Genomic DNA, 24,778 nt, shown 5'->3' with positions numbered 1-24,778 from the left:
CACGAGCCGCCTTCACAGGATCCGCTGAATCACGCTCGGTACGGTCGGACCATGGACGCCCTACCGCAGCATCTCTCCGTGAGGACCACCGACGGAACGGCGACCTTCTCCCCGCGGGAGCTGCGGGAGCTGCGCGATGACTTCCAGAAGTTCCTGCTGCTCTACCAGTTCGGACTGCGCGAAGTGGAGACCAAGCTGGAGATCCTTCGCGACGAGTTCCAGCTCACTCACGACTACAACCCCATCGAGCACCTGTCGAGCCGCGTGAAGTCGGCCGACAGCCTCATCGACAAGGTCGTGCGCAAGGGCATCGACGCCGACTTCGACTCGATCCGCGCGCACATCACCGACATCGCGGGGGTACGGGTGACCACGAGCTTCGCGGGAGACGCGTACCGGCTGTTCGACCTGCTCACCCAGCAGGACGACATCACGGTGCGCGAGGTGAAGGACTACATCGCCCGCCCCAAGCCGAACGGCTACAAGAGTCTCCACGTCATCGTCGAGGTGCCGGTCTTCCTCTCCAGCGGCCGGGTGGACGTCGCGGTCGAGGTGCAGTTCCGCACGATCGCGATGGACTTCTGGGCGAGCCTGGAGCACAAGATCTACTACAAGTACGAGGGTGCGGTACCCGACGGACTCCTCGCCGAACTGAAGGACGCCGCCGACACGGCCGCCGAGCTCGACGCGCGGATGCAGCGCCTCCACGGGGAGCTGCACGGCCCCCGTCCCTCTCGCGTCTTCGCCATCTGACGCCCCCGCCTCGCCCGCGTCGCCGCCGGCCGAGATCGGACCAAGACCGGGCCGACACCGAGCCAAAAGCAGGCCGGATCGGCGGTCACCGCCGCCCACGGCCCGCAAACACCGGTTCAGCCTGCTTTCGGCCCACCCCGCCACGGCGACCGGGCGGGGACCGCGTCCGGGCCAAGACCTGGCCGGAGCCGGGCCAAAAGCAGGCTGGGTCGACCGCCGCGGCCGCTCAGGAGCGGCGACCGCCAGTTCCGCCTGCTTTCGGCCCGGCGTTCGGGCTAGAGCCCCTTGCCGCCGGTGACCGGCAGCACGGCGCCCGACACGAACGACGCCTCCTCCGAGGCGAGGTACACGTACGCCCCGGCGAGCTCAGCGGGCTGGCCCGCCCGCCCGAGCGGGGTGTCCTGTCCGAAGGTCTCGAGCCGCTCCGCGTCCCAGCCGGTGGCCGGGATGAGCGGCGTCCAGATGGGCCCCGGAGCCACGGCGTTCACACGGATGCCGTCGGGTCCGAGCTCCTCCGCGGCGGCCTTCACGAAGGCCACCTGCGCGGCCTTCGTCATCGCGTAGTCGATGAGTCCCGCAGAGGGGTTGAAGGCCTGGATCGACGAGGTCACGATGATCGACGAACCCGGCTTCAGCAGCGGGACGGCGGCGCGCGCGGAGTACAGCATGCCGTACAGGTTGGTCTCGAACACACGCTGGAACTCCGCCGTCTCCAGAGTGTCGATGCCGTCACGGTCCTTCTGATAGGCCGCGTTGAGCACGACGATGTCGAGGCCGCCGAAGCGCTCGGCCGTCTCCACCACGATGTCGGTCGCGAACACCTCGTCGCGCACGTCGCCGGCGAGGCTCAGCGCGCGCCGGCCCTCCTTCTGGATGAGGGCGACCGTCGCATCGGCGTCCTCCTGCTCCTGCGGGAGGTGCGCGATGGCGACATCGGCCCCCTCCCGTGCGAAGGCGATCGCCACAGCCCGCCCGATGCCGGAGTCCCCGCCCGTGATGAGCGCCCGACGGCCCTCCAGCCGGCCGCTGCCCCGGTACGACCCTTCGCCGTGGTCGGGCGTCGGAGCGGTCTCGGACGTGATGCCGGGCTGGGTCTGCTCCTGATCCGGGAATCCCTCGTCGTGGTGCTTCTCGCGCGGATCGGTCATGATCTGCTCCTCTCTGATTCGTCCGGCAGCTGGGCCACCGGGATGACGACCACGTCCTGGACCTTCCAGTCCAGGGCCGCGATCCGTGCACGTGCGGCCTCGATCTTCGAGAGCCGCACGCCCTCACGTCGAGGGACCACGAAGGCCTCGACGTGGAAGACCTGCCCCATGTCCCGCATCCGCACCGACGCCTCACGCACCCACGGCAGCCGCTCCAGCAACGCGACGATGTCGCCGAGGAGCGGATGCGGCTCGGCGTCGTCGTGCGTGCGAGCGCGCTGATCGATGAGATCGAGGACCGCAGCGCGGGTGTTGCGGACACCGTCCCACACGATGCCGGCCGAGATGAAGAGCGCCGCGGCACCGTCGAGCCACCACCAGCCGATGCCCACGCCGCCCACGCCGACGATCGAGGCCACGGTCGTCGTCCAGTCGGCCTTGGCCATGTCGGCGTCGGCATACAGCACCTTGTTGTGGAGCTGCGGGGCGATCTTCGCCTTGGCGTGGCCGTAGAAGAACGGACCGATCATGGTCAGCGCCATCACGCCCATCATCAGCCAGCCGAGCCACACGGTGGCACCGAACAGGTGGACCGTGCCGATCGCGGGGTGCTCGGCACCGACGAGCCCGACGACGGACTCCACGGCGAGACTGCCGCCGATCGCGAGCAGAGCAACCCCTGCCACCAAGTGCCCGACGCCCATCGTGCGATGCAGGCCATAGGGGAACCGACGCGTGGGCCGGCGCCGGATGAACAGAAGGGCGACGAGGAACGAGATCTGCGGGACGAGGGACAGCATGTCTTCGATCCACGCTGTCTTCATGGCCTGAGATCCGCCGACCACCAACGCGATGAGCACGATCGTGACCAGCGTGTAGCCGATCGTGAACCACTCCCACCGCACGGCGTCGCGGACGGCGCGACGTTGCGCGTCGGGCAGGTCGGTACGACCCATCGAGGTCACGTGGGCGATCACGGCCCCACCCTCTCGTCGAGGAAGGCCTCGAGGGCCGACTGGAGCCCGTTCTCGCCCAGCGGCAGGAGCACGACGATCCGGCGCCCGGCCGCCCCGGGAATGCCGTCGTATCCGCGGGTGACGGAGGCCCGATCGAGCCAGGGGGTCTCCTCGGTCATCCCGCCGATCGCGAGGTCGAGGTCGCCGGTCTCGAGCCGGTCGACGAGCTCCTCCTCGCTGCCTGCCGTCCACTGCACGCGGGCGTCCCGCTCCTCGGCGAAGCCCACGACGAGATCGGCGAGCGGACCCGCCGCGCGGTCGCCCTCCATCTCCACGAGCCCCGGAGCGTCGGTCACCCCCACCCGCACGGTTCCGCCCGTGATCCGATCCAGGCTCCCGTCCGGATCAGTCGGGATCGACGAGAGCGCCGAACATCCCGACAGGAGGGCGACCAGCGCGAGAACGCCCACCCCTCGCCATGCCCTCATGCACCCTCCACCGGTCGCGAACGTGAGAACCGACCGGTCGCAGCCGCGGCGCGGTCGGGATCGACACGGGCACGCTAGGCCGTCGCGATCCGCGTCACGAGGGGCTTGACATCCGCTCACGCCCCCGTCAGGAATACGCGTAGAGTGCGGGCATGGGCACCATCTATTACGGCGGCTCCGCCACGCCGATCCACATCGACGACCGCGCCCTGGCGCACCTGAAGGTGGTCGTCGCGACCAAGCTCCGCCGCGGCGAGAGCTTCACGCTCAGCTGGAAGCACCCCGAAGACGAGGCGCGCGGACGCAGCACGATCTGGCTGCACCCCTCGATCCCGCTCCGGTTCGTCTTCGACGACCCCGAGACCCCCGACTTGAGCCGGGAGTGGCTGGAAGAGCTCGCCCAGACGGCCAACTCATCCGGGGGCATGATGCTCGTCGCCGAGCAGATCGATAGCGGCGCGCACGAAGTCGCCGACACGTCACCGCAGGTGGTCGAACTCGCCGACGCCGACTGAGACCACGTCGACGTCGCGTCGGCCCGCCCGTCGACCTCAATCCGAACTGTCGCCGCTGCTCTCGGTCGGCTCGGGAACGATGTACAGCCCGTTGGTGGAGTTCGCCGTGTAGGTCAGCGCCTCCAGCCAGGCCCGGTTCAGGCTCGGCTGGCGGCTGCCGAAGTAGCGGTACACCAGGGAGGCCGACGGATGCAGCCATACCGAGGTGCGGCCATCGCCGACACTCGGGTCCTCGCGCCAGGTGAAGTGGAACGACTCGCCGCGACGCAGCTTCTGGCCGATGACGACCTGCAGGTGCGCGAGCACGCGGTCGTCGAAGTCGATGGTGATCGAGCCTTGATAGATGAACTTGCCCACGGGGTCTCCGGATTCGGCCGCGTCTTCGACGCGTCATCGGGACGCGGCGGGGGGCGCGGGGACGTCAGGCACTGCTCGGCCCAGTGCACGTTCCTCCGACGCTAATACACCCGTGCGCTTTTTCGGACTCCGTCCACCACGGGCGTGAGGGCGGGGACTCAGCGCAACGCGTCGGCGCGACGCGCGATCTCCGCGCACGCCACATCCGATTCGGGAAGCGCAAAGGTCAGCTCCATCTGCGCATTGACCACGACGAGCGACCCGGCGGTTCCCAGCAGCAGGGAACACGTCGACAGCTCGCCGTCGTGGATGCCGGGAAAGTCGACGACATCGAACTCGCCTGCCATGTGCAAGACACGGGCGTAGTCGATGACGGCGTCCGCGACGGCGTCGGTCGTCAGGAGTCGCTGACCATCGATGAGGATGTCTTTCACGTTCATGCACCTCGCGGGGTGGGCCGGTCGGACCGCCCCGGAGAATGCGAAGCGGCATCTTCATCAGTCAGTGAACCCCGAAGAGCCTCGCCGCCTCCAGGGGGTTGACACCCCTCTACCCCGTGGATAGAAACGCCTGCGTGGCGAAAGACGCATCGAAGACGCGAAGCGCACGGAGGACGGAAAACGCACGCGTGTCAACCCCGTTGAGACTCCGCACCGGGAACGCCAGGGTGGTCGCATGACCACACTCGCCGTCATCCTGCTCCTCGTCGGAATCGCTCTCCTGCTCCTCGGCGTCTTCGTGAAGGCCGCCGAGTTCCTCCTGTGGATCGGTCTCGTCATCATCGTCATCGCGATCATCGCGTGGCTGATGCGGGTCATCCGACGAAACGCCTGACCCTCCGGCACGCCACCCGCGCGCCTGCGCCCCGCGTCACGGGAGGCGAGACGCCGCGCGCTGCACGACCGACTCCCGCGTCGTCGCCGCCCACACCCGCATGCCCTCCGCGAAGGCCGGGTCCACGTCGGCGCCGGACGGTGTCCCGGCATCGAACGGGGGCTGGGGGTCGTACTCCATTGCCAGCTGCACCGCCCGAGCGGTCGGCGCGTCGAAGACCTCGGCCGCGACGGTCAAGGCGAAGTCGATGCCGCTCGTGACGCCGCCCCCGGTGATGAGGGAGCCGTCGCGCACGACGCGGGCCTCGACCGGAACGGCGCCGAGCAGTTCCAGCAGCGGATGCGACGCCCAGTGCGTCGTCGCGCGCCGCCCGCGCAGCAGGCCGGCCGCGCCGAGGACGAAGGAGCCCGTGCACACGCTCGTGACGTAGCGGGCGCCCTCCGCTTGGCGGCGCACGAACGCGAGCGCGTCCGGGTCGTCCAGCAGGTCGAAGGCCCCCTGTCCGCCGGGAACCATCAGCACGTCGGCCTGTGGAGCGTCCGCGAAGGAGACGGTCGGCAGGATCGAAAAGCCCGCGTCGGTGGGCACCGGCTCCACTCGGTGCCAGGCGAGGTGGCTCACGGCACCAGGGAGGCGGGAGAACACCTCCACGGGCCCGGTGAGATCCAACTGCGTGATGCGGGGGAACACGAGCGAGACGAAGGTGACGGGGGAGGCCATGAACCGATCGTGGCTGATGACCCCGGCGGAGTCGACGGTGTTACCGCCCCGTTACGCCGCCCCAGACGATCTGTCAGGCACGCCGACCCCGCGGGAGGAATCGTCCGGCGGGCCCACGCGATCATTGCGCGGTCCGGCCCGGACGTATTGAATGTCCGCACACGCGCCAGGGAGGTGCGAGGAGCGGAGTACGCGTGACGTCGGCACCCGAATCCACCGTCGACCGGACCACCACCTCGTCCGGATCCGGGCCCGCGCCCGGCACCGGATCGGTCGTGCTCTCGCACGTCACGAAGCACTACGGCGAGCAGCTCGCGGTGGATGATCTCTCGCTCACGATCGAGGCCGGTGAGTTCCTCTCGCTCCTCGGCCCGTCCGGCTGCGGGAAGACGACGACGCTGCGCATGATCGCGGGCTTCGAACACCCCGACGCCGGCGACATCCGCATCTCCGGCGCGAGCGTGCTCGGCGCACCGCCGTTCAAGCGCGATGTGAACACCGTCTTCCAGGCCTACGCGCTCTTCCCGCACATGACGGTCGCCGAGAACGTGGCCTACGGGCTGCAGCAGCGCCGCACCTCCAAGGGCGAGCTCCGGGAACGCGCGGCGGCCGCACTCGACATGGTGCAGATGCGCCGGTTCGCCGACCGCAAGCCCACGCAGCTCTCCGGTGGGCAGCAGCAGCGCGTCGCCCTGGCACGCGCCCTCGTCAACCGCCCGTCCGTGCTGCTCCTGGACGAGCCGCTGGGCGCCCTCGACCGGCAGCTGCGCGAAGAGATGCAGTTGGAGCTCAAGCTCCTCCAATCGCGGCTCGGGATCACCTTCGTCTTCGTGACCCATGACCAGGGCGAAGCGCTCTCGATGAGCGACCGCATCGCCATCATGCGCGAGGGACGCATCGAACAGCTCGCCGACGCGGACACCGTCTACGCGCGTCCCGTCTCGGCGTACGTGGCCGCGTTCGTCGGTCAGCAGAACTTCTTCCGCGGCACCGGGGTCGGGACGGACGCCGTCTCCGCCGCGCACGTCGTCGCCCGCTCCGAGGTGTCCACTCTGCCGGGAACCTCTTCGGGGGCGGCCGAGGCCGCCGTCCGGCCCGAGAACGTGCGGATCGCCGCCGACACCGGCGCGGCGCTGGCCGAGACCAACGCCGTCCGCGGAGAGCTCATCGGGCTCTCCCACCTCGGCGAGACGATGCAGTACCTCGTGCGGCTGGGTGACGATCAGAGCCTCATCGCCCGACGGCCCACGCCCGAGGCGCCGAGCCTGCGCGTGGGCGACGCAGTCGTCTGCACCTGGTCACCGGCCCACGTGCTCCTCTTCCCCGCCGACGACGCCGCCCGTGCGGCGGGATACGTCGCGCCCCCGACCGAGTAAGCGACACCGACACACGTTCCACCCGCCGCACGACCTTCACCCGACCAGGAGGCCCCGATGAACGACTCCCGCTCCGCGCTGCGCATTCTCGCCCACGAGAAGGCCGTGCCGATCATCGCGAACGAGCTCTCGCGCCGCCGATTCCTCTCCCTCGCCGCCCTCGCCGGCGGCACCGCCGTGCTCGCGGCGTGCGCGCCGGGCGGCGGAGGAAACACGAGCCCCTCCTCGCAGGCCTCGGGCGGGGCTCTGGAGGGGTCGCTCTCGGTCTACACGTGGGGCGACTACGACTCCCCCGACGTCGTGAAGAACTTCACGAGCGAGCTCGGCCCGAAGGTGACCCTGGACTCCTACAGCTCCAACGAGGAGCTGATCGCCAAGCTCATCGCCGCCAAGGGCACCTCGGGATTCGACATCGTGGTGCCGACCGGCGTGTTCATCCCGCAGATGATCGAGAACGGGCTGCTGACGAAGTTCACCAAGTCGCTCCTGCCGAACCTCGACAACATGGACCCCGCCTACCTCGGCCGGGCGTGGGACCCGGAGAACGACTACTCCGTCTGCAAGGCCTGGGGCACGACCGGGTTCGTCTACGACAAGACGGTCATCACGCGCGAGCTGAAGACGTGGAACGACTTCTTCGACGCCGCGCAGAACGAGGCCAGCGGCAAGACGAGCATGTCGGACGATCCGGCCGGCATCATCGGCGCGTACTTCTGGGCAAACGACGCCGACTGGAACACGCAGGACACCGCGCAGCTCGACGCCTGCCGCGCCTTCCTGGTCGAGAAGATCGCCCCGCACATCGCCGCCTTCGACTCCTACCCCGGCACCAACGCGATCCCGCAGGGCACCCAGGTGCTCATGCAGGCGTGGAACGGCGACGCGCGCCTGGGCCTGCTGGCCTCGTCCGAGCCGGAGCGCTGGCAGTGGGTGCTGCCCGGACCGCAGACCGAGCTCTGGATGGACAACTGGGCGATCGCCGCCGGCGCGCCCCACCCCGAGGCCGCCCACGCGTTCATCAACTTCTCGATGACGCCGGAGAACCTCATGCTCAACCTCGACTACATCGGCTACAACGTCGGCGGCAAGGACATGGAGTCCGCCGCCGAGGAGGCGGGCCTGGAGCTTCCGGAGCTGATCTTCTTCGACGACGCCCAGCTGGCCACCATGCACGAGCAGACCCTCAACGAGTCGCAGACGGTGCGCGTGGAGATCTGGAACGAGATGAAGGCCGCCGCGGGTGCCTGATTCTCCCGCGTCGCCCCGGCGCTCCCTCGGGGGGTTGTTGGCGGTCCCGGCGTGGATCTGGCTGCTGGTCTTCTTCGTCGCGCCGGTGGGACTCGTCGTCTGGTACAGCTTCGGCTACAAACCGGGCATCTTCGGAACCCACGCCAACGACGTGCTCTCCCTCGACCGCTACGCCGAGGCGTTGTCGCCGACGTTCTTCACGACGTTCCAGAACACGCTCTGGGTCGGCGTGCTCGGAACGGCACTGTGCTTCCTGATCGGGGCTCCGGTCGCCTACTGGATGGCGTTCAAGGTGCGACCCCAGCGCCGGGGACTGCTGATCGCCCTCGTGCTCATCCCCTTCTGGACGAACTTCCTCATCCGGACGATCGGCTGGCAGGTGATCCTCGCACCGGAAGGATGGCTGTCGCAGGGACTCCAGTCGATCGGGATGCTCGACGGTCCGCTCGATCTCCTCTACACCCGTACCGCGGTGCTGATCGGTGTCGTCTACAACTACCTGCCGCTCATGATCCTGCCGCTGTTCGTGGCCTTCGATCGCGTAGGTCCCGCCGTCCGCGAGGCATCCAAGGACCTCGGTGCGGGCAAGGTCACCACCTTCTTCCGAGTGACCCTGCCGCTGTCCCGCCCGGGCGTCGTGGCGGGCGTGCTGCTGGTGTTCATCCCGCTCATGGGCGACTACATCACGGCGACCGTGCTCGGCGGGGCCAAGGGCAACATGGTCGGTCAGCTCGTGGCGAGCCAGTTCCAGACGGCGCAGAACTGGGCTCTGGGCTCGGCGATGGCCGTCGTGCTCATGCTCGTGATCGCCCTGACGATCGCGGTGGCGGGGCTGCTGCTGTGGGCGCTGAGCCTCCCCTTCCGCGCCCGGAACCGGCTCGCACTCGGACCGCAGGAGGTGGCCACGTGACGGCGACGAAGACCGAGACGATCCTCCGCCAGCGCGACGGCAGCATGCTGGGGAGCGGCCGCCGTGCCCCGCGGTCGTGGAGCGACATCGCCTTGAACGTCTGGGGCGTCCTCGTGCTCCTGTTCCTGTTCGCGCCGATCATCGTCATCGTCATCTACTCGTTCAACACCGGGCGGCTGCTCGTCTCGTTCGACGGGTTCGGATTCGACGCGTTCCGCACGATCCTCGACAAGCCCGCCGTGCAGAACGCGGTACGCGTCTCCCTCATCACGGCCCTCATCTCCGCCATCATCGCGACGGCGCTCGGCACCCTGGCCGGCATCGCGATGGCGCGCCATCCCGGGAGGTGGGTGTGGTGGTTCCTCGGGCTCCTCCTCCTCGTCTCGGTCACCCCCGAGATCGTGGACGCCGTGGCCCTCCTCCCCTGGTTCGTGACTCTCGGCCAGGACTGGGGGCTCGGGATGTTCAACGACGGCATCGTCCGCCTGTCGATCGGCAGTTCCCTGTTCGCGACCGCGGTGGTCTCCTACGTCGTCCGGGCGCGCCTGGTCGGCCAGGAGGCGAACCTCGAAGAGGCCTCCAGCGACCTGTACGCGAGCCCGTTCACGACCTTCCGTCGCGTGACGCTCGCCCTCGCGATGCCGGCCGTGCTCGCCGGGTTCCTGCTCGCGTTCACGCTGAGCCTCGACAACACGATCGTCGCCGCCTTCGTGCAGGTCTCGGGGACGACGCCGTGGCCGGTGTACGTGCTGTCGGCGGTGCGCTCGGGCCTGCGTCCCGAAGTGGCGGCCGTGTCGACGATCATGCTGCTGCTGACGCTCGTGGCCCTCGCGGTCGTGGCGGTCGTCCTCAAACGCGCCGGAGACTCGGCCACCGACATCGCCCGCACGATGGGCGGGGCGTGAGGAGAGAGATGACACACGCAGAAATCGTGTTCCACGGGGGACCGGTCTTCACCGCCGACACGGTGCGCTCGCGCGCGAGCGCCGTGGCCGTCTCGGGCGGACGGATCGTCGCCGTCGGCGGCGAGGAGGTCCGCGACCTCATCGGTCCGCACACGGAGGTCGTCGACCTGTCGGGACGACTGCTCGTTCCCGGCTTCCAGGACGCCCACGTGCACCCGGTGTCGGGCGGCCTCGAACTGCTCCGCTGCGACCTCGCCGACGGGGCGACCGAGGCCGAGTACCTCGACCTCATCGCCGCCTACGCCCGCAGCCATCCGCCGACCGAGGAGGACGGGTCGGAGTGGGTGCTCGGCGGGGGCTGGGCCATGTCCGCCTTCCCCGGCGGCACGCCGACGGCGGCCGCGCTCGACCGCGTGCTCCCCGATCGCCCCGCCTTCCTCCCCAACCGCGACGGGCACGGCGCATGGGTGAACTCCGCGGCGCTCCGGCGCGCCGGGATCGACCGCGACACCCCCGATCCCGCGGACGGGCGGATCGAGCGCGACGGCGACGGCACGCCGACGGGCACCCTTCACGAGGGCGCGATGTCGCTCGTCAACCGCCTCATCCCCGATCCCACGCCCGAGTTCCTCCGCGAGGCGCTGCTGGCGGGCCAGCGCTACCTGCACGCCTACGGCATCACCGCGTGGCAGGACGCGATCATCGGCGACTACAGCGACCTCGTCGACCAGGGCGAGACCTACCGGCGGGCCGCGATCGACGGCAGTCTGACCGGCCGGGTCGTGGGGGCGCTGTGGTGGGACCGGGGGTCCGGGCTCGAGCAGATCCCCTCGCTCGTGGAACGCCGCGAGCGCTACAGCCACGGACGCTTCCAGGCCACCAGCGTCAAGGTGATGCAAGATGGCGTCGCCGAGAACTTCACGGCGGCGATGCTCGAGCCCTACCACGACGGTCACGGTCATCCCACCGACAACTCCGGCATCTCCTTCGTGGATCCCGAGGTGCTGCGCGAAGCCGTGCCGCGGCTGGACGCGCTCGGCTTCCAGGTGCACTTCCACGCGATCGGCGACCGGGCGGTGCGCGAGTGCCTCGACGCGGTCGCCGAAGCGATCGCCCGCAACGGACGCGGCGACAACCGGCACCACATCGCGCATATCCAGGTGGTGCACCCCGACGACGTCCCTCGATTCCGCGAGCTCGGCGTGGCCGCGAACATGCAGTCGCTGTGGGCGACGCTCGAGCCGCAGATGGTCGAGCTCACCCTTCCGTTCCTCGGCGCACCCCGCGACGCGTGGCAGTATCCGTTCGGCGACCTTCTGCGCGCGGGTGCCGTGCTGGCCGCAGGAAGCGACTGGTCGGTGTCCTCGCCCAACCCGCTGGCCGCCATCCACACCGCCGTCAACCGTCAGGCGGCGCCCGGATACGAGGAGGGCGACTACGAGCCCTTCCTCCCCGACCAGGCGATCGACCTCGGCACCTCGCTCGTGGCCTACACCGCGGGCTCCGCGTGGGTGAACCACCTGGAACGAGAGACCGGCACGATCGAGGTGGGCAAATACGCCGATCTCGCCGTCCTGGACCGCGATCCCTTCGCCGGTCCCGCCGACGAGATCGGCACCGCCCGCGTGCTCGAGACCTTCGTCGACGGCGCCCGCGTCTACGCCGCCGGCTGACGCGCACCATCTCGAGAGGAAGCACTCCGTGGGAACCACCGTCTTCGAACGGCAGGCACCGACCCCGGCCGTGGTCGGACGCAGCCTGAGCGACACCCGCTCGGGCGTGTTCTGGATGGAGGATCTGCCCGACGCCCTCCGCCCCGATCGAGCGACGCTCCGCGGCGCAGTCGAGGCCGACGTGGTGGTGGTCGGAGGTGGCTACACCGGACTGTGGACGGCTCTCCTGGCCACCCTCCGCGACCCGGGTCGCCGGGTGGTCGTGCTCGAAGCCAACCGCGTGGGGTGGGCGGCCTCCGGACGAAACGGCGGGTTCTGCGAGGCGAGCCTCACGCACGGGCACGAGAACGGCGCACGGCGCTGGCCCGACGAGATCCAGACCCTGGAGCGGCTGGGGCGGGAGAACCTCGACGAGATCGAGCAGACGGTGAGAGATCTCGGCCTCGACGTGCAGTTCGAGCGCACCGGCCAGCTCGCCCCCGCCGTCGAGCCGCACCAGCTCGCCTGGCTCCACGACTGGCGCGACGAGGCCGCCTCCGACCCCGACGTCGTCTTCCTCGATCAAGAGGCCGCGCGCGCCTCCGTCGCCTCGCCGACCTATCTCGGGGCGATCTGGGAGAAGAGCACGTGTGCGCTCGTGCACCCCGCACGCCTGGCCGCCGAGCTCGCGCGCGCCGCGGAAGAACGCGGTGTGCGGATCTTCGAGCGGTCACGGGTGTCGAGCCTGGAGACCACTGCGACTGGGGTCACCGTGCGCACGGCGGAGGGAGGCGTCACCGCGGCGCACGCGGTGCTCGCGACGAACGTCTTCCCCTCGCTCCTTCGCCGGAACCGCCTGATGACCGTGCCGGTGTACGACTACGTCCTCATGACCGAACCGCTCTCGGCGCAGCAGTGGGAGGACATCGGCTGGCGGGATCGACAAGGCATCGGCGACATGGCCAACCAGTTCCACTACTACCGGCCGACCCAGGACGGCCGCATCCTCTTCGGCGGCTACGACGCGATCTACCACTACGGACGACGCGTGGATCCGCGCTATGAGCACCGGCCCGACGTGTGGGCGAAGCTCGCCAGCCACTTCTTCACGACCTTCCCGCAACTGGAAGGAGTGCGGTTCTCGCACCAGTGGGCGGGAGCGATCGACAGTTCGACCCAGTTCACCGCCTTCTACGGCACCGCCCGCGCGGGGCGCGTGGCGTATGCGGCCGGGTTCACCGGGCTGGGCGTGGGGTCGACGCGATTCGCCGGCAATGTCATGCTGGATCTGCTGGACGGCTCCGAGACGGAGCGGACGGCGCTGCAGATGGTCCGCGCGCGACCGCTCCCCTTCCCGCCCGAGCCGGCGGCGGCGATCGGGATCAACGCGACCCGCTGGTCGATGGACCGGGCGGACCACAACGAGGGCAAGCGCAACCTCCTGCTGAAGACACTGGACGCGCTGGGATTGGGGTTCGATTCGTGACGGAGCTGGATGCGGGTGTCGTGGTCACCGCGGCCGACGTCGAGGTGACGCTCACACCGGTTCCGACCGCGCAGGTCGTGTCGGGAAGCCCGGCTACCGGATCGGTCGACCTCGACGAGGACATGGGGATCGGCGTCTGGGAGATGACGCCGGGCGCGATGAGCGACACCGAGATCGACGAGGTGTTCGTGGTGGTCGCCGGGGACGCCACGGTGGAGTTCGTCGACCCCGCGCTTCCGGCGATCGGGCTCACTCCTGGCGCGATCGTGCGGCTGGAAGCCGGCATGCGCACGGTCTGGACGGTCCGCGAGACCCTCCGCAAGGTCTACCTCGCCTGACGCGGTTCCCTCCGGTGCGGGCGACGCGGCTCAGGGCGCGACCGAGCGGCGGACGAGGAGGGCGAGGTGCAGCGCCGTCTGGATCTCGCCGTCGTCGAGATCGACGGCGAGGAGCTCCTGGATGAGCGCGATCCGCTGGTAGAACACCGACCGCGACAGATGCGACGCCGTCGCCGCCGCCGTGCGATTGCCGGGGTGGGCGAGCATCGCCCCGAGGACGTCGAGGAGGTCACCGCCGCGGGCGAGGTCGTACTCGATGAGCGGAGCGAGCATCCTCTCCCCGTGATCGAGCACGCGGTGATCGTCGCGGAGGGCCGTCACCAGTCGCGCCAGCGGGCGTTCCTCCGCCCGCCGGACATGCGGCCCGCGGCCCGGACGCCCCTGCGGGGCTCGGGCCAGATCGATCGCCTCCTGGAGCGACGTGAGGGCTCGCTCGATTCCGGCCTGCACGGTCGTCCCCTCCACTCCGGCGCCCTCTCCGCCACGGACGTGCGCCGGCGCCCCCACCGAGAGGACGAGGCGCGCGGCGGCGGGGCTCAGCGCCTCCGCGAAGCGCCGGGCCGCCTCGGCGTCGAACGGCGTTCGGGCGGGAATCGACACGAGCAATGTCGCGCCCGGCCCCGTCGCCACCCCGGCCGGCAGGGTGCCCACGAGGGCCCGCCCGCCGAGGACAGTGGCGGCTGCATCGGCCGTGGCCGGCTCGACCTCGCCACCCGTGACCACCATCCCGTACAGCCGTGCGCCGTCGAGCGGGAGCCCCGCCGCCTCCAGCCGCGCAGCGGCGTCGGCGTGCCCCGCGAACCGTCCCGCGAGGAGCCCGTCGACGAGTCGCCGCTGACCGATGCGCGCCCACTCGTCGACCGCGCCGTCGGTCAGTCGCCCGAGGGCGAGGGCGATCGCACCCTGCTCGAGCACGGCCGCTCGGCCCGCGGGATGCGCCGGGCCGGGAAGGGCGACGAGGTACCCCCAGCGGAATCCGCGCGCCTCCACCGGCACGATGAGCCAGTCCCCCGGCCCCCGGCGGTGCGCGAGGCGCGAGCGCACCTCCCACCGCGCCAGGATCTCCTCCTCGCGGGAGACCGGCACCTCGGCGACGATCACGTCGTGCGCAAGAGACTCGAGGACGACGGGCGCGGCAAGGGTCTGCGCGAGCTGATGGACGATGTAGTCGGCGGGAGACCCGCGGAGGGCGAGCGCCGTGAACCGGGCGCGCACGTCATCGCGGGCGCGGAGGGCGGCGTTCTGATCGGCGATGATCCGGCGGTGGACCGCCTCGGTGACCGCGACGAACTTCACCTCGCGCCGCAGGACCACCAGGGCCATCCCCTGCTCGCGAGCCGCCTCGACCACGACGGCCGGCGCGTAGCGGTAGTGCGTTCCGAGCTCCAGGATCAGCGCTGCGATACCGGCCTGGACGAGCGAGAGCACGAAGGCGCGCAACTGCGCCGGCTCCTCCGGCCACGCCGAGCCCGTCGACAGCAACAGCTCTCCGCCGTCGAGAAGCCGCGCCACGCCCCCGCTGTCGGACGCGTGCACCCAGCGCACGCGGGCATCCAGCGCCGCACCCCCGACGAGCACCTCGGGATGGCCCGCCTCGACCGCGTCCAGGGCGAGCACCTCACGGACGGTCGGGAGACTCTCGTGCGGGATCGGACGTTCCGTCTGGATCGAGGATTCTTCGCGACGTTCAGGCACCCGGCGCCCCTCTTCCGCTCTGCAAAACTGGGATTCTCAGCCTAGGTGATGATCGTACGATCTGTCCGACATCGCCCCGAGACCGAAGGGTTCCCATGACGGACGAGCGGATCATCAGCCACTGGATCGACGGCGCCGAGACCGCGTCGACGAGCGGGCGCACCGCCCCCGTGTTCAACCCGGCGACCGGGGCAGAGACCGCCCGCGTGGCCCTGGCCGACGCGTCCGAGATCGCCGCCGCGATCGCCTCGGCCGAGCGGGGCTTCGCGCAGTGGCGCAGCACGTCGATCGCCAGGCGCCAGGCGGTGCTCTTCGCCTTCCGCGAGCTCCTCAACGCCCGCAAGGGAGAGCTCGCGCAGCTCATCACCGCCGAGCACGGGAAGGTCGGCTCGGATGCGATGGGCGAGATCCTCCGTGGCCAGGAGGTCGTGGAGCTCGCCTGCGGCTTCCCGAGCCTCGTTCGGGGCGCCTATTCCGAGAGCGCGTCCAACGGCATCGACGTGTACTCGCTGCGCCAGCCCCTCGGCGTGGTCGGCATCATCTCGCCGTTCAACTTCCCCGCCATGGTGCCCATGTGGTTCTTCCCGATCGCGATCGCCGCCGGCAACGCCGTGATCCTCAAGCCCAGCGAGAAAGACCCCTCCGCGGCCCTGTGGCTGGCGCGGCTGTGGCAGGAGGCGGGGCTCCCCGACGGCGTGTTCACGGTGCTGCAGGGCGACAAGGAAGCCGTCGACGGCCTGCTCGACTCGCCCGTCGTGCAGGCCATCTCGTTCGTCGGCTCCACCCCGATCGCCCAGTACATCTACGAGAACGCCGCCCGCACCGGCAAGCGCGTGCAGGCTCTCGGCGGAGCCAAGAACCACATGCTGGTCCTTCCCGACGCCGACCTCGACCTCGTCGCCGATCAGGCCGTCAACGCGGGCTACGGCGCCGCGGGCGAGCGCTGCATGGCGATCTCGGTGGTGCTCGCGGTCGACCCGGTGGCCGACGCCCTGGTGGGGAAGATCCGCGACCGGATCGCTCGGCTGCGGATCGGCAACGGCGCGGGAGACGACGCGGGCGAGCCCGACATGGGGCCGCTGATCACCCGTGCCCATCGCGACACCGTGTCCGCGTACGTCGACACCGCCGAGCGGGACGGCGCCGAGGTCGTCGTGGACGGTCGCGGCCTCACCGTCGACGGGCACGAAGACGGCTTCTTCTTCGGTCCGACCCTGCTGGACAGAGTGCCCACGTCCTCGCGCGCCTACACCGAGGAGATCTTCGGACCGGTGCTGTCGGTCGTCCGCGTCCCCTCGTTCCAGGCGGGCGTCGACCTCATCAACTCCGGCCGGTTCGGCAACGGCACGGCGATCTTCACCAACGACGGCGGTGCTGCCCGGCGCTTCCAGCACGAGGTGCAGGTGGGGATGATCGGCATCAATGTGCCGATCCCCGTCCCCGTCGCCTACCACTCGTTCGGCGGTTGGAAGCAGTCGCTGTTCGGCGACGCCAAAGCCTACGGCGCGCACGGGTTCGACTTCTTCACTCGCGAGAAGGCGGTCACCGCACGGTGGATCGACCCCGCGACGCGCGGCGACGGCGCACACGGCGGCATCAACCTCGGCTTCCCCCAGAACTCCTGACCCCCGACGATCCGGAGCACACGATGACCACCCTTGACAGCCTCACCCCCGACGCCGCGACGACCGACGCGCGCGTCCGCGCCGACGACCGCGGCCACGTCTTCCATTCCTGGAGCGCGCAGGCGCTGATCGATCCGCTCCCCGTCGCCGGGGGCGAGGGCGCCACGTTCTGGGACTACGACGGCCAGCGCTACCTCGACTTCTCGTCGCAGCTGGTCAACCTCAACCTCGGCCACCAGCACCCCGACCTCGTCGCCGCGATCCAGGAGCAGGCCGGCCGGCTGGCCACCATCCAGCCGTCGATGGCCAACGACGTGCGCGGCGACCTCGCCCGCCGCATCTCCGAGGTGGCCCCCGATGGCATGTCGAAGGTGTTCTTCACCAACGGCGGCGCAGACGCGAACGAGAACGCGGTACGGATGGCGCGCCTGGTCACCGGCAAACGCAAGGTGCTGGCGATGTACCGCAGCTACCACGGCAACACCTCGACGGCGATCACCCTCACCGGTGACCCGCGGCGCTGGCCGAACGAGCCGGCCGACGCCTCCGTCGTCCACTTCTTCGGGCCGTACGCGTACCGGTCACCCTTCCACTCCGAGAGCCCCGAGCAGGAGACCGAGCGCGCGCTCGCCCACCTGGAGCAGACGATCGTGCTCGAAGGTGCCTCCACGATCGGGGCGATCATCCTGGAGACGGTGGTCGGCACGAACGGCGTGCTCGTTCCGCCCCCGGGGTATCTCCCCGGGGTCCGCGCCCTGTGCGACAAGTACGGGATCGTCTACATCGCCGACGAGGTCATGGTCGGTTTCGGACGCATCGGCGAGTGGTTCGCCTTCCAGGCGTTCGACGTGGTCCCCGATCTCATCACCTTCGCGAAGGGCGTGAACTCCGGGTACGTGCCGCTGGGAGGAGTCGTGATCTCCGACCGGATCGCCGCCCACTTCGACACGGTGTCCTTCCCCGGCGGCCTCACCTACTCCGGGCACCCCCTGGCGTGCGCGCCCGGGGTGGCCACGTTCGAGGTCTTCGCGCGTGACGGGATCCTGGAACGGGTGCGGGACCTCGGCGAGCGCGTCGTGGCGCCGCGGTTGGCGGAGATGGCCCAGGCGCATCCGTCGGTGGGCGAGGTGCGCGGACGGGGACTGTTCTGGGCGATCGAGCTGGTCCGCGACCGGGAGACGCGGGAGCCGCTCGTGCCGTTCAACGCCACCGGCGCCGACGCCGCCCCGATGACGGCGTTCGCGGCTGTCTGCAAGAAGGCGGGGCTGTGGCCGTTCACGCACTTCAACCGGGTGCACGTGGCCCCGCCCCTCGTGATCTCGGAGGAGGACCTCGTCCGCGGGCTCGACATCATCGACGCCGCCCTCGCGGTGGCCGACGACGCGGCGCGAGGCTGAGGAGCGGCCGCCGATGACCGGCAACGGGGGCGTCTCGCACTGGTGGCAGCAGATCGGTCTCCCGGAGAGCCGCCCACCGCTTCCCGGCGACATGCAGGTCGACGTCGCGATCGTCGGCGCGGGCTTCACGGGGCTCTGGGCGGCCTACTATCTCGCATCCCTGCAGCCCGACCTGCGCATCGTCGTGCTGGAGCGGCGGTTCGCCGGGTTCGGCGCGTCGGGACGCAACGGCGGATGGCTCACGAACTCGGTCACCGGCGGCCGGGAAGCCTACGGCCGCGAGGGCGGGTCACGTCAGCAGCGGGCCATGAACGAGACGGTGGACGAGGTGATCCGCGTCGCCGGCGACGAGGGGATCGACGCCGACATCCGCAAGGGCGGAGAGCTCACCGTCGCGCGCAATGCCGCGCAGTGGGGCCGGCTGCGTGCCTTCTTCGCCGAGGAGAACACGTGGCCCCACACCGATGTCCGGCTCGGGGACGCGGCGGAGACGGCCGCGCACGTCCGGGTGGCGGGGGCCGTCGGCTCGGTCTGGCACCCCCACTGCGCGCGCCTGCACCCTGCCAAGCTGGTGCGCGGCCTCGCGGCCGCGGTGGAACGGCGCGGCGTGCGGATCTACGAGGACACCACCGTGCGGGCGATCGAACCCGGGCGGGCGGTGACCGATCGCGGCGTCGTGCGGGCCGAGCACGTCCTCCGCGCCACGGAGGGGTTCACTCCGGACCTCGCGGGGGAGCACCGCACCTGGCTGCCGATGAACTCGTCGATGATCGTGACCGCTCCCCTGCCTCCGGAGGCCTGGGAGGAGATCGGCTGGAACGGCGCGACCACGCTCGGCGACGGCGCACACGTGTACATGTACGCGCAGCGCACGGCCGACGACCGCATCGCGTTCGGCGGACGCGGAGTGCCCTACCGTTACGGCTCGCGCGTCGACTCCGACGGCCGCACGCAGACCCGGACGATCGAGAACCTCACCGCGCTCCTGCGTTCGTTCTTCCCCGCGGCGGCACGCGTGCCGGTGGATCACGCGTGGGCGGGCGTGCTGGGGGTCCCCCGCGACTGGTCGGCGACGGTCGGTCTGGACCGCGGCACGGGGATCGGGTGGGCGGGCGGCTACGTCGGCACCGGCGTGGCGACGACCAACCTCGCCGGGCGCACCCTCGCCGACCTCGTGCTGGGCCGGGAGACGGAGCGGACGACGCTCCCCTGGGTCGGGCATCAGGCCCGGCGCTGGGAGCCGGAGCCGCTGCGCTGGCTGGCCGTGCAGGGGCTGTACGCCGCCTACCACCTCGCCGACCGGCAGGAGTCGCGCGGCCGATCCCGCACCTCCCCCGTCGCCCGCATCGCCGACGTCGTCTCCGGCCGCCACTGATCGAGAGGCCCGGGCCGGACCCTCGCCTGCACAGGTGGCGCAACACGCTGTTATGCCCCGCGGATAGCAGCGTGTTGCGCCACCTGAGCAGTGCCGGGGGAGGCCGGAAGCCGGGAGGCCGGGAGGCCGGGGGGGACTACAGCAGGAGGTCGAGGAGCCGCGCGGGGTGCGGGACGGCGGTCCAGCGCACGAGCGAATGGGCGTTGAGACCGTCGATCATCGCCAGCAGGTGCCCCGCCGTGGTCGCGGCGTCGCCGGGGGCGAACTCGCCGCGATCGATGCCGCGACGGATCTCGGCGGCGATCGCCGCCTGCCAATCGTCCATCTCGGTGCGCACCCGCGCGGCGAGCGCCTCGTTCCGCGCGCCCATCGCCCATCCCTGCACCCACACCTGCGTGATGTCGACGCGGCTGCCGTCCAGGAGGGTGTCCAGGAGACGGGCCAGACGCTCCCGCGGGGCATCCACCCGCGCGATCACCGCGACGACGTCCGAGAGCTCCTCGGCGACGAGGCTGCCGAAGGCCTCGGCGACCAGGTCGTCCATGCTCGGGATGTAGTGCGCGACCAGTCCCGGAGCGACCCCCATGTGCGCGGCTACGGCCCGCAGCGTCAGCGTGTCCAGGCCCTGCTCCCGCGCGATCTCCCGCGCCGCCGCGGCAACCTCCGCGCGCCGCTCCTCCGGGGTCTTCCGCACGCGCGGACGGGCGCCGTCGTGCGGCTGATCGGTTGACGCGGCATCCATCGCTCGATACGCTCCCTGCTATTGATCGCTCGATCAACAAGGTAGCGCACCCCCGAGGAGATCGCGATGGCTTGGCGTATGCCCGCAGAGACCGCCCCACACGAGCGCACCTGGATGACCTTTCCCGCCGAGGGGGAGACGCTCGGCGACACCGCCGCGCTCCGCGAGGAGGGGTATGCCGCGTGGACGGCCGTCGCGACGGCGGTCGCCCGCTTCGAGCCCGTCACGATGGTCGTCGATCCGGCGGAGTCCGCGCGCGCCCGGCGGATGCTGCCGGGTGAGGTCACGCTCCTGGAGGCGCCGGTGGACGAGTTCTGGATGCGCGACTCCGGCCCCACCTTCGTCGTCGACGACGCCTCGGGAGCGCTCGGCGCGGTCGACTGGATCTTCAACGGCTGGGGAGCACCGGCGTGGGCGCAGTGGCAGAAGTCCGCCGCCCACGCCCGGATCGTCGCGGCGGCCGCGGGCGCCGAGCTGGTCAGCTCGACGCTCGTCAACGAGGGCGGCGGCATCCACGTCGACGGGGAGGGAACTGTCCTGCTCACCGAGACCGTCCAGCTCGACCCGCGCCGCAATCCCTACGCCGACAAGGCACGCGTCGAAGCGGAGATGGCCCGCACGATCGGTGCGACGACAGCGATCTGGCTCCCCCGCGGACTCACCCGCGACTACGACGACTTCGGCACCAACGGGCACGTCGACATCGTCGCGACGATCCCCTCGCCCGGCCGCCTGCTCCTCCACGACCAGCGCGACCCCGGCCACCCCGACCATGCCGTGACGCGGGAGCTCCGAGCCGTGCTGTCGGAGCAGACCGATGCGGCGGGCCGACGCTTCGAGATCGTCGACCTCCCCGCCCCCGCCACCCTGCGCGACGAGGAGGGCGTGGTGGACTGGAGCTACGTCAACCACCTCGTCGTGGACGGCGGCGTGATCGCGTGCGGCTTCGGGGAACCGGATGCCGATGCCCGCGCCGCCGCGATCCTCGCCGAGGCCTATCCCGGGCGCGAGGTGGTCACCGTCGACGCGCGGCCGATCTTCGCGCGCGGCGGCGGCATCCACTGCATCACCCAGCAGCAACCCCGCGTCCCCGCGGCGGCCCGCTCGTGATCGACGTCGTCGAGGCCTCGATCGCCGAGCTTCGCGGCGCGCTGGAGTCGGGAGACGTGCGCGCCGTGGATCTCGTCGACGCGTACCTGGCACGGATCGACGCGTACGACGGCCCGGACACCGCGACCGCGCTCCGTTCCGTCGTCGTCCGCAACCCCGCGGCACGCGCCGAAGCCGAGGCGAGCGACCAGCGGCGTTCCCGCGGAGAGGGGCACGGGCCGCTGGAGGGCATCCCGTACACCGCGAAGGACAGCTACCTCGTCGCCGGTCTCACCGCCGCGGCCGGATCGCCCGCCTTCGCCGACCTCGTGGCTCAGCGCGACGCCTTCACGATCGAGCGCCTGCGCAGCGGCGGCGCCATCTGCCTCGGCTTGACCAACATGCCGCCGATGGCGAACGGCGGCATGCAGCGCGGCCTCTACGGGCGAGCCGAGAGCCCCTACAACCGGGCGTTTCTCACCGCGCCGTTCGCATCCGGATCCTCCAACGGCTCCGGCACGGCCACCGCGGCCAGTTTCGCCGCGTTCGGGCTCGGCGAGGAGACATGGTCCAGCGGCCGCGGTCCCGCCTCGCACAACGGCCTGTGCGCCTACACGCCGTCGCGGGGCGTCATCTCGGTGCGCGGCAACTGGCCGCTCGTCCCGACGATGGACGTCGTGGTCCCTCACACCCGCACGATGGCCGACCTCCTCGAGGTGCTCGACGTCGTGGTGGCCGACGACCCCGGTTCCCGGGGCGACTTCTGGCGGACGCAGCCCTGGGTCGTCCTCCCGGCGGCCTCCGCGGTGCGCCCGAACTCGTACCGCGACCTGGCGGACGGGGCGACGCTCGCGGGCCGACGGCTCGGCGTGCCGCGCATGTACGTCGGGGCCGACCCCGAGGCGGGCACCGGAACCGGCATCGGCGGCCCGACGGGGCAGGCGATCATCACGCGACCCACGATCCTCGCCGCCTGGCGGGCGCTCCGGCGCGCGCTGGAGGCGGCCGGCGCGGAGGTCGTCGAGGTCGACTTCCCCGTCGTCAGCAGATACGAGGGGGACCGCCGCGGTGCTCCCACGATCCGCACGCGGGGCCTCGTCTCCCCCGCCTTCCTCCGGCGCGAGATCCTCGACCTCTCCGCCTGGGCGTGGGAGGACTTCCTCGCCGCCAACGGCGATCCGCGACTGTCGAGCCTCGCCGACGTCGACGGCGATCGGATCTTCCCCCCGCCGCCCGGCGCCCTCCCCGACCGGTACACCGGGTTCGACGACGACATCGCCGACTACCCGAGATGGGTGCGCGACCACCCGCACGCGACCCTCGACGACATGCCCGAGCTCGCCGACGGACTGCGCGGACTCGAGGAGACCCGACGGATCGACCTCGAGGCGTGGATGGACGCGCTCGCGCTCGACGCCGTCGTCTTCCCGGCCGTGTCCGACATCGCTCCCGCCGACATGGACGTCGTCCCCGCCTCCGCCGACCTCGGGTGGCGCAACGGCACCTGGATCGCCAATGGAAACCTCGCGATCCGGCATCTGGGCATCCCGACCGTGACGGTTCCCCTGGCGATGCTCCCCGACATCGGCATGCCGGTGGGGCTGACCCTCGCCGGTCGCGCCTACGATGACAACGCCCTGCTGCGTCTGGCGGTCGCGATCGAGGCCGCCGCCCCTCGCCGCGTCGCGCCCCCGCTCACGCCGCCCCTCGCTCCGCCGCCCCGCTCAGGAGACCCCCGATGACCGACTCCGCCCGCATGCACGACGTGACCGAGGAGACCCGCGCGATCGTCGACCTCGTGCTGGACTACTCCCGCCGTCGCCTGCTGTCCCAGGACACTCCGCTGGACAAGCCGCTGCCGGCCGCCGAGCTCGCGCGCCTGGCCGGACGCACGATCGACGAGGACGGGATCGGCGCGCGCAAGGCGATCGGGGTGTTCGAACACGTCTTGGCCCCCGCCTGCATCACGACAGACGATCCGCGTTATCTCTCGTTCATCCCCTCCGCGCCCTCGAAGGCGGCGGCTGCCTTCGACGTCGTCGTCTCGGCGAGCGCCCTCTACGGCGGGTCGTGGCTGGAGGGAGCCGGAGCGGTGCACGCCGAGAACGAGGTGCTGCGCTGGCTGGCGGCGGAGTTCGGGCTGCCGACGGGAGCCGGCGGGGCGTTCGTCCAGGGCGGCACGCTCGGAAACCTCTCTGCGCTCGTGGCCGCCCGGCACGCCGCGGCCGACGCCGGCGCGCGCCCCGACCGCTGGCGGATCGTCTGCAGCGCGGAGGCGCACTCCTCGATCGCCTCCGCGGCGCGCGTGATGGACGTCGACGTCGTGACGGTGGCGCCCGACTCCGGCGGCGTGCTGCGCGGCGAGGCCGTCCGCGAGGCGCTGGAGGCACACGGGGACAGTGTGTTCGCCGTCGTGGCGACCGCGGGCTCGACGAACTTCGGGATCGTCGACGATCTCGCCGGCATCGCGGCGGAGACACGCGCGCACGGCGTCTGGCTCCACGTCGACGGCGCCTACGGGCTGGCGGCCATGCTCAGCCCCCGCGCCCGCGACCGCTTCGCGGGGGTGGAGCACGCCGACTCCCTCGTGGTCGATCCGCACAAGTGGCTGTTCGCCCCGTTCGACGCGTGCGCGCTGATCTATCGCGATCCCGAGCTCGGACGTCGCGCGCACACCCAGCACGCGGAGTACCTCGACACCCTCACCGAGACGAGCGACTGGAGCCCCTCGGACTTCGCCGCCCACCTCACGCGCCGCCCCCGGGGACTCCCGCTGTGGTTCTCGCTCGCGACGTACGGGGCGGCCGTCTATCGCGACGCGATCACGGCGTCGCTGGAGCTCGCACAGCGGATCGCCGCGGAGATCGAGGCGCGGCCGGAGGTGCAGCTCGTGCGCCCACCACAGCTCGGCGTCGTCGTCTTCGAGCGCATCGGCTGGGAGAAGGCGGACTACGTCGCGTGGTCGAACCGGCTGTTGGACGAGCAGCACGCCTTCGTCACGCCCTCCAGCCACGCCGGCCGCACCAACGCCCGGTTCGCGATCCTCAATCCGCGGACGACGTTCGACCACCTCACCGGCATCCTCGACACGATGCGGTGACCCGGTCCCGAGCGCAGCCGGCAACCGGAAAGACAGACCGGAACGGGAGAAGGCCCCGCGCCGAAGCCG

General features: G+C 71.0%; 24 protein-coding genes. 16 read left to right on the top strand and 8 right to left on the bottom strand.

The window, feature by feature from the left end:
- Positions 1 to 51 precede the first annotated feature (51 nt).
- Complete coding sequence (locus AVP41_RS15440) at positions 52 to 753, top strand: GTP pyrophosphokinase (protein WP_067166694.1); 702 nt, start codon at positions 52 to 54, stop codon at positions 751 to 753.
- Positions 754 to 1,028: 275 nt separating this feature from the next.
- On the opposite strand, the gene AVP41_RS15435 is transcribed toward AVP41_RS15440, so the two are convergent.
- The 3 genes from AVP41_RS15435 to AVP41_RS15425 are packed head-to-tail and all read right to left on the bottom strand — an operon-like array spanning position 1,029 to position 3,345.
- Positions 1,029 to 1,901 (bottom strand): SDR family oxidoreductase, encoded by an 873-nt coding sequence (locus AVP41_RS15435; RefSeq protein WP_067166689.1) that lies wholly within the window; start codon positions 1,899 to 1,901, stop codon positions 1,029 to 1,031.
- Entirely contained in the window at positions 1,898 to 2,857 is a 960-nt protein-coding gene (locus AVP41_RS15430) for a cation transporter (protein ID WP_067167239.1), read from the bottom strand. The genes AVP41_RS15435 and AVP41_RS15430 overlap by 4 nt, the downstream gene beginning before the upstream one ends.
- A gap of 17 nt (positions 2,858 to 2,874) precedes the next feature.
- Complete coding sequence (locus AVP41_RS15425) at positions 2,875 to 3,345, bottom strand: hypothetical protein (protein WP_231902792.1); 471 nt, start codon at positions 3,343 to 3,345, stop codon at positions 2,875 to 2,877.
- 152 nt (positions 3,346 to 3,497) lie between these two features.
- Between AVP41_RS15425 and AVP41_RS15420 the strand changes: the two genes are divergently transcribed.
- Positions 3,498 to 3,860 carry a DUF7882 family protein gene (locus AVP41_RS15420; RefSeq protein WP_067166686.1) on the top strand — a complete coding sequence of 121 codons (363 nt, stop codon included), beginning with the start codon at positions 3,498 to 3,500 and terminating at the stop codon, positions 3,858 to 3,860.
- 36 nt (positions 3,861 to 3,896) lie between these two features.
- On the opposite strand, the gene AVP41_RS15415 is transcribed toward AVP41_RS15420, so the two are convergent.
- Complete coding sequence (locus AVP41_RS15415; protein ID WP_067166683.1) at positions 3,897 to 4,217, bottom strand: DUF7882 family protein; 321 nt, start codon at positions 4,215 to 4,217, stop codon at positions 3,897 to 3,899.
- Positions 4,218 to 4,375: 158 nt separating this feature from the next.
- The gene (locus AVP41_RS15410; protein WP_067167232.1) at positions 4,376 to 4,651 is read right to left on the bottom strand and encodes a hypothetical protein; all 276 of its coding nucleotides are present in this window, start codon (positions 4,649 to 4,651) and stop codon (positions 4,376 to 4,378) included.
- A gap of 136 nt (positions 4,652 to 4,787) precedes the next feature.
- On the opposite strand from AVP41_RS15410, the gene AVP41_RS17030 reads away from it, so the two are divergent.
- Positions 4,788 to 5,051, top strand: a complete 264-nt coding sequence (locus AVP41_RS17030; protein ID WP_331709401.1) for a DUF3040 domain-containing protein — start codon at positions 4,788 to 4,790, stop codon at positions 5,049 to 5,051.
- Positions 5,052 to 5,087: 36 nt separating this feature from the next.
- Here the strand turns inward: AVP41_RS17030 and AVP41_RS15405 are convergent, their stop codons facing one another.
- Positions 5,088 to 5,771, bottom strand: a complete 684-nt coding sequence (locus tag AVP41_RS15405; RefSeq protein ID WP_067166681.1) for a DJ-1/PfpI family protein — start codon at positions 5,769 to 5,771, stop codon at positions 5,088 to 5,090.
- Between the two features lie 194 nt (positions 5,772 to 5,965).
- Between AVP41_RS15405 and AVP41_RS15400 the strand changes: the two genes are divergently transcribed.
- From AVP41_RS15400 to AVP41_RS15370, 7 genes are read left to right on the top strand one after another with little or no spacing between them, the layout of a single operon-like run.
- A complete protein-coding gene (locus tag AVP41_RS15400; RefSeq protein ID WP_067166679.1) occupies positions 5,966 to 7,147 on the top strand; it encodes an ABC transporter ATP-binding protein in 1,182 nt (393 codons plus the stop codon).
- Positions 7,148 to 7,204: 57 nt separating this feature from the next.
- Entirely contained in the window at positions 7,205 to 8,395 is a 1,191-nt protein-coding gene (locus AVP41_RS15395) for an ABC transporter substrate-binding protein (protein ID WP_067166677.1), read from the top strand.
- The gene (locus AVP41_RS15390) at positions 8,388 to 9,305 is read left to right on the top strand and encodes an ABC transporter permease (protein WP_067166675.1); all 918 of its coding nucleotides are present in this window, start codon (positions 8,388 to 8,390) and stop codon (positions 9,303 to 9,305) included. The genes AVP41_RS15395 and AVP41_RS15390 overlap by 8 nt, the downstream gene beginning before the upstream one ends.
- A gap of 44 nt (positions 9,306 to 9,349) precedes the next feature.
- A complete protein-coding gene (locus AVP41_RS15385; RefSeq protein ID WP_067167229.1) occupies positions 9,350 to 10,210 on the top strand; it encodes an ABC transporter permease in 861 nt (286 codons plus the stop codon).
- 8 nt (positions 10,211 to 10,218) lie between these two features.
- A complete protein-coding gene (locus AVP41_RS15380) occupies positions 10,219 to 11,883 on the top strand; it encodes an amidohydrolase (RefSeq protein WP_067166673.1) in 1,665 nt (554 codons plus the stop codon).
- Positions 11,884 to 11,911: 28 nt separating this feature from the next.
- The gene (locus AVP41_RS15375; RefSeq protein ID WP_067166670.1) at positions 11,912 to 13,348 is read left to right on the top strand and encodes an NAD(P)/FAD-dependent oxidoreductase; all 1,437 of its coding nucleotides are present in this window, start codon (positions 11,912 to 11,914) and stop codon (positions 13,346 to 13,348) included.
- Positions 13,345 to 13,686: a cupin domain-containing protein gene (locus AVP41_RS15370; protein ID WP_067166667.1), complete on the top strand. Its 342-nt coding sequence runs from the start codon at positions 13,345 to 13,347 to the stop codon at positions 13,684 to 13,686. Before AVP41_RS15375 ends, AVP41_RS15370 begins: the two co-directional genes overlap by 4 nt.
- A 30-nt stretch (positions 13,687 to 13,716) precedes the next feature.
- Here the strand turns inward: AVP41_RS15370 and AVP41_RS15365 are convergent, their stop codons facing one another.
- Positions 13,717 to 15,381, bottom strand: coding sequence for a PucR family transcriptional regulator (locus AVP41_RS15365; RefSeq protein WP_231902791.1), 1,665 nt, complete (start codon positions 15,379 to 15,381; stop codon positions 13,717 to 13,719).
- A gap of 95 nt (positions 15,382 to 15,476) precedes the next feature.
- On the opposite strand from AVP41_RS15365, the gene AVP41_RS15360 reads away from it, so the two are divergent.
- The 3 genes from AVP41_RS15360 to AVP41_RS15350 are packed head-to-tail and all read left to right on the top strand — an operon-like array spanning position 15,477 to position 19,778.
- Entirely contained in the window at positions 15,477 to 17,006 is a 1,530-nt protein-coding gene (locus tag AVP41_RS15360) for a CoA-acylating methylmalonate-semialdehyde dehydrogenase (protein WP_067166662.1), read from the top strand.
- Positions 17,007 to 17,029: 23 nt separating this feature from the next.
- Positions 17,030 to 18,403, top strand: a complete 1,374-nt coding sequence (locus AVP41_RS15355) for an aspartate aminotransferase family protein (protein WP_067166652.1) — start codon at positions 17,030 to 17,032, stop codon at positions 18,401 to 18,403.
- A gap of 13 nt (positions 18,404 to 18,416) precedes the next feature.
- Positions 18,417 to 19,778 carry an NAD(P)/FAD-dependent oxidoreductase gene (locus AVP41_RS15350; RefSeq protein ID WP_067166649.1) on the top strand — a complete coding sequence of 454 codons (1,362 nt, stop codon included), beginning with the start codon at positions 18,417 to 18,419 and terminating at the stop codon, positions 19,776 to 19,778.
- Between the two features lie 136 nt (positions 19,779 to 19,914).
- Here AVP41_RS15350 and AVP41_RS15345 read toward each other — a convergent pair whose 3' ends face one another.
- Entirely contained in the window at positions 19,915 to 20,520 is a 606-nt protein-coding gene (locus AVP41_RS15345) for a TetR/AcrR family transcriptional regulator (RefSeq protein WP_067166643.1), read from the bottom strand.
- A 66-nt stretch (positions 20,521 to 20,586) separates the two neighbouring features.
- Between AVP41_RS15345 and AVP41_RS15340 the strand changes: the two genes are divergently transcribed.
- The 3 genes from AVP41_RS15340 to AVP41_RS15330 are packed head-to-tail and all read left to right on the top strand — an operon-like array spanning position 20,587 to position 24,709.
- On the top strand, positions 20,587 to 21,630 hold the full coding sequence (locus AVP41_RS15340) for an agmatine deiminase family protein (protein WP_067166642.1): 1,044 nt from the start codon (positions 20,587 to 20,589) through the stop codon (positions 21,628 to 21,630).
- A complete protein-coding gene (locus AVP41_RS15335) occupies positions 21,627 to 23,351 on the top strand; it encodes an amidase (RefSeq protein WP_067166640.1) in 1,725 nt (574 codons plus the stop codon). The genes AVP41_RS15340 and AVP41_RS15335 overlap by 4 nt, the downstream gene beginning before the upstream one ends.
- Positions 23,348 to 24,709, top strand: a complete 1,362-nt coding sequence (locus tag AVP41_RS15330; protein ID WP_067166635.1) for a pyridoxal phosphate-dependent decarboxylase family protein — start codon at positions 23,348 to 23,350, stop codon at positions 24,707 to 24,709. The genes AVP41_RS15335 and AVP41_RS15330 overlap by 4 nt, the downstream gene beginning before the upstream one ends.
- Positions 24,710 to 24,778 lie beyond the last annotated feature (69 nt).

It is taken from the genome of Microbacterium sp. TNHR37B (assembly GCF_001620065.1).
Classification (GTDB): domain Bacteria; phylum Actinomycetota; class Actinomycetes; order Actinomycetales; family Microbacteriaceae; genus Microbacterium.
The sequence above is the reverse complement of the archived record's forward strand: the minus strand, read 5'-3'. Positions and strand labels throughout refer to the sequence as shown.